This is a genomic window from Paenibacillus sp. JDR-2 (genome assembly GCF_000023585.1).
GTDB lineage: Bacteria > Bacillota > Bacilli > Paenibacillales > Paenibacillaceae > Pristimantibacillus.
Map to the genome: position 1 here is coordinate 3,455,918 of NC_012914.1, position 13,092 is coordinate 3,469,009.

The window sequence follows — 13,092 nt, forward strand, 5'->3', positions numbered from 1 at the left end:
AGAGTTATCCCTGCAGCGCTATTTTTCGATTTTGCTCCTTTATAGCTTTCTTCAGCAAATTGTGGGCAAGCGAAAGCCACCCGACCTCTAGGCTAACTTTCGGTAAGCCTAGAAGCAGGAACCGGCGGAATCCCCGGTTATTCTTGATTTGGCCAAACACACTTTCTGGTTCATGCATGCGTCGAACCGACAAGGCATGTCCATCCTCAAAAAGCACTGCTTGTAGGCATAAATGATGACCTTCATAAGCATTTTGGGGTGGTAGCTATCTCGGCCACCTCCGGGATATTTAACAAGGATCGGCTTCTTGTTGTTTTGTCCTTAAAGCATTTCATTGACAGGTTAATGGCAAACGGAGCATTTTAATGATTCTGGAGAAGCGTTAGCGGTCGCTTTTGTGAAGGGATTCCAACCTTACCTCTTTGATTCAAGGAATCCCTGAGCAATGGCGATTGGAAGAACATTAAAATGCGCAGGCTGCTGTTTAACCCAAACCAAAATAAAAAAGGGGGGTGTCCCATTCGTCATATTAATGACTTATGGGACACCCCCCTTTTTTATTTAGTTATGAGAGCATTATTGTACATAACCTGACGTATTTTTTAGGAAATGTGCACCAAGCACAATTTAAAGAACGACTTTTAGCATCTCATCTATATTTGATGTTAGTAATATTGACGCAAAAATGACAATGACCTATATTACCTCTAAGCTTTCCGAAATGATAGGTAGCATTCGTTCGGCAAATTGGGGGAGGGTCTTGGCATGAAGAAGCTCATTATGGTCGCAGCGGCAGCATTGCTAGTCTTTATGGCTGGTTGCTCGAAGGAAACAAAGACGAATTCAACGGGAGCAGAAGCTGTCACTGACGGAGACAAGACAAAGCCAAGAGTAGCTTTTGTCTACCTGGGCGTTCCGGGGGACGGAGGTTGGACTTACGAGCATGATCAAGGACGCAAGATGATGGAAGAGGAGCTTGGCCTTACCGCAACGACGGTCGAGAACGTACCGGAAGGAGCAGATGCCGAGCGCGTATTCGAAGAGCTTGCCGAGAAGAACGATATTATTTTCGGCACAAGCTTTGGCTACATGGATGCCATGGTTGCCGTAGCAAAGAAGCATCCCGATGTAAAGTTCCTTCACGCCAGCGGCTATAAAACCTCGGACAATCTCGGCACCTATCTGGGCAAGGAATACCAAAGCGCTTATCTTGTAGGGATGGCGGCAGGCAAAATGACGAAAAACAATCATCTCGGCTATGTAGGGGCTTACCCGATTCCGGAGGTGATCTATACGATCAACGCGTTCGCGCTAGGCGTACAAAGCGTTAACCCGGAAGCGAAGGTAGACGTCGTGTGGAGCAATACGTGGTTTGATCCAACAGCCGAGCGTCAGGCGGCAACAAGCTTGCTCGACAAAGGCGTAGACGTCTTGGCCGCTTATCAGGATTCGCCGGCAAGCATTCAAGCTGCTGCCGAACGCGGGGTATGGGGAATCGGCAATGACTCGGATATGAGCAAATACGCGCCGGATTATTATATTTCCAATCCGAAGTGGAACTGGGGTCCTTATTACGTGCAGACGGTAAAAGCCGTTATGGACGGCACTTGGAAGTCCGAAAGCTATTTCGGTTCCATGAAGGACGGCATCACGGACATCGCGCCGTTTGGCAAGAACGTTCCGCAGGATGTCAAAGACCTCGCAGAAGCGAAGAAGAAAGAGATTTTAGGCGGCAGCTTTGATGTGTTTAACGGACCGATCGCCGATCAGAGCGGAACGGAAAAAGTGCCACAAGGCAAAGAGATGACCGTAGACGAGATTTTGAACATGAACTGGTTCGTCAAAGGCATTGAAGGGACCATACCGCAATAGTCCAAGACGGAAGGGGAAGTGGCTGGCATGATAAGAAAAGATCCCGTACTCGAGCATGAATGGCATCCGGTAGCGATTGCCGCCGATGTCAGCGACACTCCCAAGCAGGTCATTGTTTTGGGAGAAAAAGTCGTGATTTTCCGCACGAAGCAAGGTGTTAAAGCCATGAAGGACCTTTGTATTCATCGCGGCGTCCCTCTGTCGCTTGGGCGCGTGGACAATGACGAGATCGTCTGCGCTTACCATGGCTGGAGGTATGACGGTGACGGGCGATGCGTCTGCATTCCGGCAATGCCCAAATCGCAGGCGATTCCGCTCAAAGCGAAAACGCAAACGTATTTGTGTCTGGAACGGTACGGTTTTGTCTGGGTCTGCCTTGGAGAACCAAAGGAGGAATACCCGCCGCTTGAGGGGAAAGTGGAGGAGGAGCTTCTGCCAATCTGGATGGGACCTTATCCGGTCCAAGCATCCGCTCCGCGTGTCATCGAGAATTTCCTGGATGTCTCGCATCTCATGTTTGTGCATGAAGGGCTGCTTGGCGACAGCGAATTTGCCGAGATTAACGACTACAATGTACATCAAATAGACGGGGCGCTTGTTACGGATGAGATTGTCGTCTACCAGCCCGATCCTGACGGACGCGAAATAGGCGTAGATAACCGGTATATCTATGAAATCTATGCGCCATGCTGCGTCAAACTGGTGAAGGGTAGTGTTGGCTCTGACGAGATCTTTCATTTGTTCTTGATTGTTCTCCCGGAGACGGAAACGACCTGTACGGCGTTTATGCTGCAGCTTCGCAACTATGCGCCGGAGATTCCGGATCAGGTGTTTATCGATTTCCAGAATACGCTGCTCGAGCAGGACAAACGAATTGTCGAAGAGCAAAAGCCGGAGCTGCTGCCGCTCGATCTGCAGGCGGAGCTGCATCTCAAATGCGACCGCGTCGCCATTGCTTACCGGCGCAGATTGAAGGAGCTAGGCGTAACGATCGGAACCGAATAAGTTAAAAATAAACGCCAATATCCAAGCTTCGGGCTGGATATTGGCGTTTATTTTTAAGACATCCATAAAATTCTTGATAACAGAATATAAAGAGTTTAATATACCCATGGGGGGTATTCCTCTAAGTTAAAGAAGGCATCTGATCCGTATTATTCATTGGAGGCAAAAGATGAAAACAGTATTGGTAGTGGAGGATGAAGACAAAATCCGGGATGTTGTCATATCTTATTTGAAAAAAGAAGGCTTTAAGACGCTGGAAGCTGCCACGGGCAGCTATGCTTTAGAAGTGCTGCGGAGCAGCTTGGTTGATCTCGTTATACTGGATCTAATGCTTCCGGATATGGACGGGGAGCAGGTTTGCGTATCAATAAGGAAGACGAACTCGATACCTATTCTTATGCTTAGCGCAAAGATGTCGGATAATAATCGTATAAAAGGGTTGTCTATTGGTGCGGACGACTATTTGATTAAACCCTTTGATCCGCGTGAAGTCGTGGCCCGGGTCCGGGCAATCCTGCGCCGAACGGACGACAGTCAGCTGCTTGCCGACCGTTCATCCTATAATCATGGCCATCTGGAAATCGATTCGCTGAAACAAATGGTATTTTGCCATGGGGAACCGATAAGCTTAACGCCAAACGAATATAAGCTGCTTCTAATGTTGGCCAAATATCCGCAGCGGCATTTTACGCGTAATGAATTGGTGGATAAAGTGCTTGGCTATGATTTTGAAGGTGATGTCCGCACCATTGATCAACATGTGAAGAACATCCGCTACAAAATCGAACCGGATCCTAAAAATCCTCTATATATCCGAACGGTCTACGGTTCGGGCTATCGATTTGATGGGAGCGGTATATGAGCAAACGACTTCATAACCGCCTTGCCGTGATTATTATCGGCACTGCCGCGTGCATTTTGTTCATTTCGACGCTAAGTACCATGCTGGCCACGCATTACCATCTTTGGATGTACCATGAACAGGCAGCGGGGGTGTCCCATGATTTACCCCGATTGGATTATCACTTGGAAAAAGCCCTATTGCAATCCATTGCCTGGACGTTTGCCGGTTCCGGCATTCTTGCGGTTTTGATTGGATTTTATATCGCCAAACGGATATCCAGACCGCTTGTAAAAATGAAACAGGCTGCTGAACGCATGTCGGATGGGAATCTTGATATTCGGGTTGTCACAAGCGGCAACGATGAGCTTGCGGATCTTGGCGCTTCGCTTAATGAATTAGCTTCACAGCTTTATCAACAAGAGCAGCTTCGAATCAACATGACGGAAGATATTGCCCATGAATTAAGAACTCCGCTTGCCACATTAAAAAGCCATATGCGTGCCTTTGAAGACCAAATCTGGGAACCAACTCCCGAACGTATTCATGCTTACTATGAAGAGATTGACCGGCTGGTGAATATGGTCGCTGAATTGGAAGACTTGACCTATATAGACTCGCCTACGTTTCGCCTGGAACGGAAGCAAGAGTCCTTGCATGCCCTGATCCAACAGGGAGTGGAGCTTGTTGCGGCAGCCTATCTGGAAAAAAAGGTGAGCCTTACTTTTCAATCCGGTCCTGATATCCATGTTTTTACCGACCGCAGCCGTATGATCCAAATTTTGGTTAATCTACTCAGTAATGCTCTAAAATTTACGCCCGCAAACGGACGAGTAGTCGTGAAAGTTATTGAAGACGCGCAAGAGGCGGAGATTCGCATTGTTGATACGGGCAAAGGAATTAATAGAGAGGATTTGCCTTATATCTTTGAGCGGTTTTATCGTGCGGACAAGTCACGAAACGGGAGAAGCGGCGGCAGAGGCCTGGGTTTAGCGATAGTGAAAAAGCTGGTGGCTTCCCATGGCGGACAAGTATGGGCGGAAAGCAACCACGGAACCGCGATAATTATTCGTCTCCCAAAACAGTTATATCCCGAATAGAAAAAAGTTCGTTCTTCTACACAAGATCTTCATAAGTATGGGCTAGACTTATAAACATCGAAGATAATAAAAAATCAATTACAGGAGGCTACGCAAAAATGAAGAGAATAGGGATATTGATTCTTACGGCTGTGATAATAGCGCTCTTAAGCGCATGTGGGAATAACGCAGCGGAAACCAGCAGCAATATGAAGCATTCGGGAATGAATCTTTCAGGATCAAATGAAGTACCGGCAGGCTTGAAAGAAGCAGCAAACCCTGCATTTAAGCCTGGCAGTAAAGCTATCATGCAAGATGACCATATGAAGGGCATGAAAGGGGCAGTTGCCACGATAGTAGGAGCTTACCAAACAACAGCATACGTTGTTAATTACACGCCAACAACTGGCGGGGAGAAAGTATTGAACCATAAATGGGTTATTCAACAAGAGATTAAAGATGCTGGCGATAAACTCTGGAAACCCGGTACGGAGGTTATGCTGGAAGCTGATCATATGACGGGCATGAAGGGGGCGAAGGCCGAAATTGTCTCCGCTGAACAAACGACCGTTTATATGGTTGATTACACGCCAACGACTGGTGAAGCACCTGTGAAAAATCATAAGTGGGTAACGGATCGCGAGCTTTCGCCATTAAAATCATGAGGGTAGATTCGAAATTCGAACAATATGAAGGTTTTATCCGGGCATTGCCGCTCAAAACGTGCTACAGGCCTAACGACTTGCTCGTTCCGGAGTTATTCATGCAGCGTGAAGGGCCGATAGAGATGTATTATGCTCCGCATAATGACTATGGAAATCCGCAAGCGAGTATTATGATTGTTGGCATTACTCCAGGCTGGACTCAAATGGAAGTTGCTATAAGGACAGCGAATCAGTCCATGTTCATGAACAAATCGGTTCAAGAAATATGCAAAGAAGCAAAAATGGCTGCGCGATTTGCAGGGTCGATGCGGAATAATCTCATACAGATGCTGAACGAATTGAACTTGCCTGCATTTTGTGGAATCGCGGATAGCAAGGAATTGTTTGAGGAGGAATGCCCTCTCTTGCATACAACCTCCTTGCTTCGTTATCCGGTCTTTATTAACAAGAAAAATTACAATGGACATTCCCCCGAACTTTCAAAAAACGCTTTTTTGCGTAATTTTGCCTATCAGTCGATTATGAGCGAACTTCAGACTTTGAATAATGCTCCGCTTATTATTCCTTTAGGCAAAACCGTCGAAAAGATGTTCAGTCTTTTGCTTACCGAAAATAAGATTAAAGAGAAGCAAATTTTATGGGGTTTTCCTCATCCATCCGGTGCAAACGGGCATCGTTTGAAACAGTTTGAGCAGTCAAGAAAACAAATGCTAGAAATAATAAGAAACTACGTCTCTTTAAAGATCAGTTGAATGGAGGTGCTCCATAAGTCATGAAAATGGCGATGGGACACCTCTACTTTTATGTTCGTCTATTCATATTCCTTGTTGACTTATGGGGTTATGGGATTTATACTCCACTTATTAAAAGTGTTTTAAAAAGTATTTGCTAAAAGGAGTGAGAGCATGTCGTCTCACACGCATAATACGATTCAAGTGAAAAAGATGAACGTTGAACTGGTCAAAAACGCATTGAAGGCTCAAGGCATTGCGACAAAAGCTTCGATTGCGGGATTAACCAAGCTTAGCGTAGCTACCTGCGGGACGATTCTGAACGAGCTGCTTGCCATTGGCGAAATCATTGAACTGGAGCCGGATGGGGCAAATGGCGGAAGACCAGCCAAACAGTACAGATACAACGCTAATTTTGGCTGCGTCATTTGTCTGCTTGTCAGGACGGAAGGCGGCATTCATTCCATAAGCTACAGCATTGTGAATTTGCTTGGCGAGACCATAAGCGACACAACGCTTACTCTGCCTCATATCGACAGGGATGTTATTGATCGGTTAATTGAGGACTTAATCAGCGACAACGAGAATGTGCAAGCCATCGGTATCGGGATTCCCGGCGTCGTTCACCGTGGAGTGATTGGCGTATGCGATGTGCCTGATCTTGCCGGGCAGCCTGTGGGACCTTATCTGGAAGACAAGTACGGGATCCCGATTACGATCGAGAATGACATGAACATGACGGTTTACGGCTTCTACCATCTTCAGAATTTTGAAGAGGATAAGACATTTGCGGTAGCGACGTTTCCGAAGAATCATTTTCCAGGGGCTGGGTTTATCGTGGACGGCCGGATTTTGTCGGGCAATACGACATTTGGCGGTGAGGTTTCATTCCTGCCGTTTGGCGTTTCGCGCGAAGAGCAGCTGCGGCAGCTGCATACGGAGGACGGTTTTATCCGGCTGGCGGTTATGACTTTAACTTCAATTATCGCCATCATTAACCCGGTAACCATCGCGATAACGGGCGAGCTGCCGCGCGAGTCGCAGCTTAAGGATCTGCATGAGGGCTGTCTGAAGGATATTCCGCAGGAGCATATGCCGCAGCTCATTATTCAGAACAATACGCAACGAGAGTACATGACGGGACTTGTTACAGCTACGCTGGAAAGCCTTACCTACCGGCTGCAGGTCACGGAGAAAAGATAACAAGTTAGGAGCAAGCGAAGAGTGGACAAAAGTATAGGCAAGTTCAACAAGATTTATGCCATGCAGCTGGCGACCATATTTATAGGATTCATTATTTTCGGGTTCTCGGAAAATATTAAAGGTCCGGCAATACCGCGCATTCAATTCGACTTTATGTTGAATGAGTCCCAACTGGGCACCTTATTATCTTTAAACGCCTTGGGTTATTTGATAGCCTGTTCGTTCACGGCCTATTTGACGAAAATATGGGGGATCAAATGGGTTACCGTTGCCGCATTCGCCTCAATGGCCTTTTCCGGCATTCTAATCTTCTTCTCCCATCATTATTCGATGTTCTCGGCTTCGTATTTCCTTATGTACATCGGAAATGGGATGCTGGAGATTGGCCTTGCTATTCTAAGCGCCCGGATTTTCGTTAGAAATACCGGCACAATGATGAATATGACGCATGGCTTCTACGGCTTAAGTTCCACGGTTGCACCGCTGATCGCAACAGGACTAATGAAAGTGACAATTGCCGGGCATACGCTGGACTGGCGCGGAATGTACCTGGTGATGCTGATGTTATCCGTGATTCCGATTGTCATCGCCATGTTAAGTTCGTTCCCGGGAGATGATATCTCGCATGAGGATCGCGTTCCTCTAAAGGTTTTGCTGAGAGATCGGGTACTATGGTTAATGGTGCTTGTCCTGACGTTTGGAGTTGTCTCGGAACTTGCCGTTGGCGGCTGGCTCGTTAACTTCTTGGAGAAAGCTTATAACTGGGATACCGTAAATGCTTCCGGCATGTTGTCTATTTTCTTCTTATGCTTTGCGCTGGCGCGGCTGCTGCTTGGTCCGCTGACAGACCGAATTGGATTCGTGTTATCTCTTATCATCTTCTCCGGGTTTTCGGCATTATGTACCTTTGCCGCAATCACAGGCGGCGAGAGCGTTGCGTTCTTGTTTGCGGCTTCCGGTATCGGTATTGCAATGATCTATCCTACGGTAATGGCTTTTATCGCAAAGCGATATCCGAAAGGCAGCGATACGGCCATCACCTTTACGGTCACTATGATGGGATTAGGCAGCGTAATCGGCAATTACCTGATTGGCGGCGTTACTGAGCTCGTCAAACATATAGTCGGCGAAAATTCGCCAAACAGCTTGCTTCGCGGTCTTCAGGCCGGTTACGGCTTCATTGGATTATGCGCGGCATTATGCGCGATTACCGGAATTATTCTTTATATTCATTTGTCCAAACGAAAAGAAATCATCTAAATGAAAAAACGCCAATTTCCAAGCCCTTTGGGCAGGATATTGGCGTTTTTTTTATTAATAGAATTGAACCGTCTTGCGATATTCCCGGGGAGAGAGACCTTCCCATTTGTTGAAAATTCTACTGAAATAATGCATATCCTCATAGCCGACCTCCCGGCTGACCTGCTCAACCGTAGCATCGGATTCCCGGAGCAGGCGTTTCGCTTCCCGGTGCCGGATCGACTGTACGTATTTGTTCAGGGACATCCCGTAGACGGATTTGAACTGCTTGCCAAGATAATCCTCATGAATGTTCAGCAGCTTTGCGAGAGTCTCGTTGGAGCAATCCTCCATATAATGCTGTTCAATCCATTCCACTACGGGAGTCATTCGTTCTCTTCTTGTCGTAAGATGGGGGCCGGCTTCGGTTCTGGAGCGCTGCAGATTAATTAAAATGCTGATCATAAGTCCTTTGCATACCGCTTCAAAACCGGGCTTGGTAAGCGTGAACTCCTTAATAACCGTCTCCATTTCTTTGACGAGTTCCGCCGAAGGAGTCCATACGGGGTTGTCGCTGAAGGGTCTGCAGCCGGACAGCAAGGCCTCGCTGCAGAAATCTTCAACCACTACGGTATCGTCTTTCACGATAATATCCTGATCGATCACAATATCGAATTCGTCGAAGAAATCAAAATGAATGCCGAGGAACAAGGCTTGTCCGGAATCAATGTTCAGATTATGCGGCACGCCCGCGCTGATAAACAGCATTTCGCCGGTTGAAAGAGAATAATCGGTACCGCCTAGATGAGCGGTTATACGTCCGTCCAGGACATACAGCAGCTCGAAATCATAGATTCTGCGCAGCGGATATTCGTGGTTCCTGATGGTCTGATGGAGCTGCGCCCAATGGACGCTAGGCGTTAATTCCGAATAATCCGCCGTCCTTTGCTTCGGGTAAGCGATGTCGGATAAGTCCACATTTTCCACTCCAATATTCAAATATTTTTACTGAAAGCCATAGTATCATAAGGTCATCCTAATAACAAGGAGCTGTCGTTATGATCGGAAATGTTCAAGAATGGGATGAACTGCAAACAGATTATTCTTTGACCGATGCCGAGAGGAAGCAATATGCGGAAGACGGGCATTTGATGGTTCGGGGGTTGGCCTCACAGCCGTTGATCGATTATTTCCGTCCTTTAATCGCAAGCGAGGTTCAGCGGCTCAACCGTGAGACTAGGGCCTTGGAAGAGAGAGATACTTACGGGAAGGCGTTCTTGCAGATTCAAAATTTGTGGGAGCAAAGCGAGAGGGTTAAACCGTTTGTATTCGCGCGCCGTTACGCCAAGGTGGCTGCGGAGTTAATGGGAGTATCCGGCGTACGGATGTATCACGACCAGGCTTTGTTCAAAGAACCCGGCGGCGGTCATACGCCTTGGCATCAGGATCAGATTTATTGGCCGGTAGATACGGAGAAGACCATTACGCTGTGGATGCCGCTTGTCCGTGTCCCGGAAGAGGTTGGTTCCATGATTTTTGCCTCCGGCTCTCACCATAAAGGTTATATCAGCAAGCTCGAAATATCGGATCAATCCCATAAGACGCTTAAACAGTATATCGAAGCCGAGGAGCTGCCTCAAATCGGATACGGTGCCATGGCTGCGGGAGACGCAACCTTTCATTCCGGCTGGACGCTGCATTCCGCTCCAGGAAACCCAACGGCAAACACAAGAGAAGTGATGACCATTATTTATGTGGCTGAAGATACGAAAGTGTTGGAACCGGATACCAATGCCCGAAAAAGCGATTTAGCGAAGTGGATGCCCGGTCTTCGCGGCGGAGACATAATCAACAGTCCGCTCAATCCGGTTATTTACAGCAATCGGGGATAAGGAGGAGCATGATGAATACGATTCGACCGCCTAAAGCGCCTTTATTCCGGGATCCAATCCATGACGGAGCAGCAGACCCGACGGTTATATGGAATCATGACGAGCAATGCTGGTGGCTGGCGTATACGAACCGCAGGGCAAACGTTGATGCGCAAGCTGTGTCCTGGTGCTACGGACTGGATATTGGGCTGGCTTCCACGCCGGATGAAGGACGGACATGGGTCTACCGCGGCATTATGCAGGGGCTGGAATTCGAGAAAGGCAGGAATACGTTCTGGGCACCGGAGGTTATCTCGGTGGATGGCGTTTATCACATGTACGTGACCTATATTCGCGGTGTCCGCAGCATGTTTGAGGGACCGAGTCAAATCGCCCATTACACGAGCGGTAACTTGTTTGACTGGGAATTCCATTCGATTGCGGATTTGGGAGACCGGGTAATCGATGCCTGCGTCCATCAGCTGCCTTCAGGAAACTGGCGGATGTGGTTCAGACGGGATACCGGAGACGGGATTTATACCTTTGCCGCCGATAGTCAGGATCTATATCATTGGCAAGAGAAAGGTCCGGTTATTACAGACTGCAATCATGAAGGTCCCAATGTATTTGCTTTTCTAGATTCGTATTGGATGGTTACGGATCCTTGGGACGGTCTTGCCGTTTACCGTTCGGATGACCTGGACAATTGGAAGAGACAATCGAACAATATATTGCGCGGGCGGGGAACACGCAAGGAGGATGGCGCAAAAGGCGGCCATCCGGATGTGATTGTTCAAGGGGATGAAGCCTTTATCTTTTATTTTACTCACCCGGAACGGGACGAGGAGTATTACAAAATAGGTTATACGCTGGAAGATATGGAGCCTTATAAGTACCGGAGAACCTCTATTCAAGTGGCCAGATTATCGATTGTTGATGAGGAGTTGGTCTGTCAGCGCGATGAACCGTTTGACTTCCATCTTCGACAGCCTGAATTGTAAGCGCAATCAGCGTACCATTATTTTAAATATAGGCTCCTAACAGCCGGAAACGAGGCAATCCGATGGTTCAAACGAAGCTTGGCAAAGCAGCAATGGTCATTGATCGTCGTTATAAGATAGGCGAAGTAGACAAAAGATTGTTTGGCTCTTTCGTGGAGCATTTGGGACGCGCGGTATATGAAGGGATCTATGAGCCGGGTCATCCGCTAGCCGACGAGAGGGGCTTCAGACGGGATGTGATCGAGCTTGTTCAAGGTTTGCAGGTTCCGTTTATCCGGTACCCGGGAGGGAATTTCGTCTCCGGCTATAATTGGGAGGACGGTGTTGGTCCCGTATCGGAACGTCCGCGCAAGCTCGATTTGGCTTGGCGCTCGACAGAAACGAACGAGATCGGGACAAACGAATTTATGGCATGGTGCAAACGGGTGGGCGCCGAGGTGAACATGGCGGTAAATCTTGGTACGCGCGGCGTTGACGCCGCGCGCAATCTGGTTGAATATTGCAATCATCCGGGCGGCTCGTATTACAGCGACATGCGTATCGCTCATGGCTGGAGAGAGCCTCATCAAATCAAGACATGGTGCCTTGGCAACGAAATGGACGGGCCTTGGCAGATTGGGCGGAAAACGGCGGATGAGTACGGCCGGATCGCAGCGGAAGCGGCTAAGGCAATGAAGTGGGTAGATCCAACCATCGAGCTTGTCGCCTGCGGCAGTTCCGGACAGGAAATGGATACGTTTGCCGAATGGGAAGCGACCGTCCTGGAGCATACCTACGATCACGTGGACTACTTGTCATTGCATAGCTATTACGGCAACCGCTCCGGAGATTCGGCGAATTTTCTTGCGAAGTCGCTCGGGATGGATCAATTTATAACCTCGGTAGTCTCGATCTGCGATTATATGAAAGCGAAGAAACGCAGCAAGAAACAGCTGATGTTGTCCTTCGACGAATGGAACGTCTGGTACCATGCCAGCGCAAATAACGAGAGGCATTGGGCGGTTGCGCCTCCCATCCTGGAGGACATCTACAATCTGGAGGATGCCCTTGTTGTCGGGACCCTGCTTATCACGCTTCTGAAGCATGCGGACCGGGTCAAAATTGCCTGCCAGGCACAGCTGGTTAATGTCATTGCGCCTATTATGACCAGCAAAGACGGTGAAGCGTGGAAGCAGACGATCTATTATCCATATATGCATGCCTCGATATACGGCAGAGGCACGGTGCTGCATACGCAGGTTACCTCACCGAAATACGATTGCAAGGACTTTACGGATGTTGATTATCTTGAATCCGTGGCCGTGTACAATGAAGAGGCCGGCGAGGTAACGATCTTTGCGGTTAACCGTCATCTGGAGCAGCCGCTTGAGCTGCAATGCGATCTGCGCAGCTTCAGCGGAATCGCGCTACTGGAACATATTATTTTGGACCATGCGGATTCCAAAGCCACAAACGATGCTGCGCGACCAAATGAAGTGGTTCCGCGGCAAGGAAATCGCGATAGGTTTGAGAACGGCCAATTCTTCACGGTGTTGGGGAAGCATTCCTGGAACGTATTCCGGTTTCGCGTTCCGGTCGAATAATT

General features: G+C 48.2%; 13 protein-coding genes. 11 read left to right on the top strand and 2 right to left on the bottom strand.

Features of this window, described 5'->3' with window-relative positions:
- Positions 1-4: 4 nt before the first annotated feature.
- Positions 5-217 (bottom strand): transposase, encoded by a 213-nt coding sequence (locus tag PJDR2_RS15210; protein ID WP_416202262.1) that lies wholly within the window; start codon positions 215-217, stop codon positions 5-7.
- Positions 218-765: 548 nt separating this feature from the next.
- Here PJDR2_RS15210 and PJDR2_RS15215 point away from each other — a divergent pair.
- The 8 genes from PJDR2_RS15215 (at position 766) to PJDR2_RS15250 (ending at position 8,656) form a co-directional block, all read left to right on the top strand.
- Entirely contained in the window at positions 766-1,872 is a 1,107-nt protein-coding gene (locus PJDR2_RS15215) for a BMP family ABC transporter substrate-binding protein (RefSeq protein WP_015844597.1), read from the top strand.
- Between the two features lie 27 nt (positions 1,873-1,899).
- On the top strand, positions 1,900-2,877 hold the full coding sequence (locus tag PJDR2_RS15220) for an aromatic ring-hydroxylating oxygenase subunit alpha (RefSeq protein WP_015844598.1): 978 nt from the start codon (positions 1,900-1,902) through the stop codon (positions 2,875-2,877).
- 169 nt (positions 2,878-3,046) lie between these two features.
- Positions 3,047-3,739: a response regulator transcription factor gene (locus tag PJDR2_RS15225; RefSeq protein ID WP_015844599.1), complete on the top strand. Its 693-nt coding sequence runs from the start codon at positions 3,047-3,049 to the stop codon at positions 3,737-3,739.
- On the top strand, positions 3,736-4,818 hold the full coding sequence (locus PJDR2_RS15230) for a sensor histidine kinase (RefSeq protein WP_015844600.1): 1,083 nt from the start codon (positions 3,736-3,738) through the stop codon (positions 4,816-4,818). Before PJDR2_RS15225 ends, PJDR2_RS15230 begins: the two co-directional genes overlap by 4 nt.
- Before the next feature lie 98 nt (positions 4,819-4,916).
- The gene (locus tag PJDR2_RS15235) at positions 4,917-5,462 is read left to right on the top strand and encodes a YdhK family protein (RefSeq protein WP_015844601.1); all 546 of its coding nucleotides are present in this window, start codon (positions 4,917-4,919) and stop codon (positions 5,460-5,462) included.
- A gap of 98 nt (positions 5,463-5,560) precedes the next feature.
- Positions 5,561-6,214 (top strand): uracil-DNA glycosylase family protein, encoded by a 654-nt coding sequence (locus tag PJDR2_RS15240; protein WP_265525138.1) that lies wholly within the window; start codon positions 5,561-5,563, stop codon positions 6,212-6,214.
- A gap of 153 nt (positions 6,215-6,367) precedes the next feature.
- Positions 6,368-7,396 carry an ROK family protein gene (locus tag PJDR2_RS15245; protein ID WP_015844603.1) on the top strand — a complete coding sequence of 343 codons (1,029 nt, stop codon included), beginning with the start codon at positions 6,368-6,370 and terminating at the stop codon, positions 7,394-7,396.
- Between the two features lie 60 nt (positions 7,397-7,456).
- Entirely contained in the window at positions 7,457-8,656 is a 1,200-nt protein-coding gene (locus PJDR2_RS15250) for an MFS transporter (protein WP_049790150.1), read from the top strand.
- A 54-nt stretch (positions 8,657-8,710) separates the two neighbouring features.
- Here the strand turns inward: PJDR2_RS15250 and PJDR2_RS15255 are convergent, their stop codons facing one another.
- On the bottom strand, positions 8,711-9,613 hold the full coding sequence (locus PJDR2_RS15255; protein WP_015844605.1) for an AraC family transcriptional regulator: 903 nt from the start codon (positions 9,611-9,613) through the stop codon (positions 8,711-8,713).
- 80 nt (positions 9,614-9,693) lie between these two features.
- Between PJDR2_RS15255 and PJDR2_RS15260 the strand changes: the two genes are divergently transcribed.
- The 3 genes from PJDR2_RS15260 (at position 9,694) to PJDR2_RS33740 (ending at position 13,090) form a co-directional block, all read left to right on the top strand.
- Positions 9,694-10,527 (top strand): phytanoyl-CoA dioxygenase family protein, encoded by an 834-nt coding sequence (locus tag PJDR2_RS15260; RefSeq protein ID WP_015844606.1) that lies wholly within the window; start codon positions 9,694-9,696, stop codon positions 10,525-10,527.
- Positions 10,528-10,538: 11 nt separating this feature from the next.
- The gene (locus PJDR2_RS15265; RefSeq protein ID WP_015844607.1) at positions 10,539-11,507 is read left to right on the top strand and encodes a glycosyl hydrolase; all 969 of its coding nucleotides are present in this window, start codon (positions 10,539-10,541) and stop codon (positions 11,505-11,507) included.
- Positions 11,508-11,569: 62 nt separating this feature from the next.
- Entirely contained in the window at positions 11,570-13,090 is a 1,521-nt protein-coding gene (locus PJDR2_RS33740) for an alpha-N-arabinofuranosidase (protein ID WP_015844608.1), read from the top strand.
- Positions 13,091-13,092 lie beyond the last annotated feature (2 nt).

Bases quoted from the DNA above. Each gene is read 5' to 3' on its own strand.
- PJDR2_RS15225 (WP_015844599.1), top strand. From the start codon at position 3,047: ATGAAAACAGTATTGGTAGTGGAGGATGAAGACAAAATCCGGGATGTT.
- PJDR2_RS33740 (WP_015844608.1), top strand. From the start codon at position 11,570: ATGGTTCAAACGAAGCTTGGCAAAGCAGCAATGGTCATTGATCGTCGT.
- PJDR2_RS15245 (WP_015844603.1), top strand. From the start codon at position 6,368: ATGTCGTCTCACACGCATAATACGATTCAAGTGAAAAAGATGAACGTT.
- PJDR2_RS15235 (WP_015844601.1), top strand. From the start codon at position 4,917: ATGAAGAGAATAGGGATATTGATTCTTACGGCTGTGATAATAGCGCTC.
- PJDR2_RS15250 (WP_049790150.1), top strand. From the start codon at position 7,457: ATGCAGCTGGCGACCATATTTATAGGATTCATTATTTTCGGGTTCTCG.
- PJDR2_RS15265 (WP_015844607.1), top strand. From the start codon at position 10,539: ATGAATACGATTCGACCGCCTAAAGCGCCTTTATTCCGGGATCCAATC.
- PJDR2_RS15230 (WP_015844600.1), top strand. From the start codon at position 3,736: ATGAGCAAACGACTTCATAACCGCCTTGCCGTGATTATTATCGGCACT.
- PJDR2_RS15240 (WP_265525138.1), top strand. From the start codon at position 5,561: ATGCAGCGTGAAGGGCCGATAGAGATGTATTATGCTCCGCATAATGAC.
- PJDR2_RS15260 (WP_015844606.1), top strand. From the start codon at position 9,694: ATGATCGGAAATGTTCAAGAATGGGATGAACTGCAAACAGATTATTCT.
- PJDR2_RS15220 (WP_015844598.1), top strand. From the start codon at position 1,900: ATGATAAGAAAAGATCCCGTACTCGAGCATGAATGGCATCCGGTAGCG.
- PJDR2_RS15215 (WP_015844597.1), top strand. From the start codon at position 766: ATGAAGAAGCTCATTATGGTCGCAGCGGCAGCATTGCTAGTCTTTATG.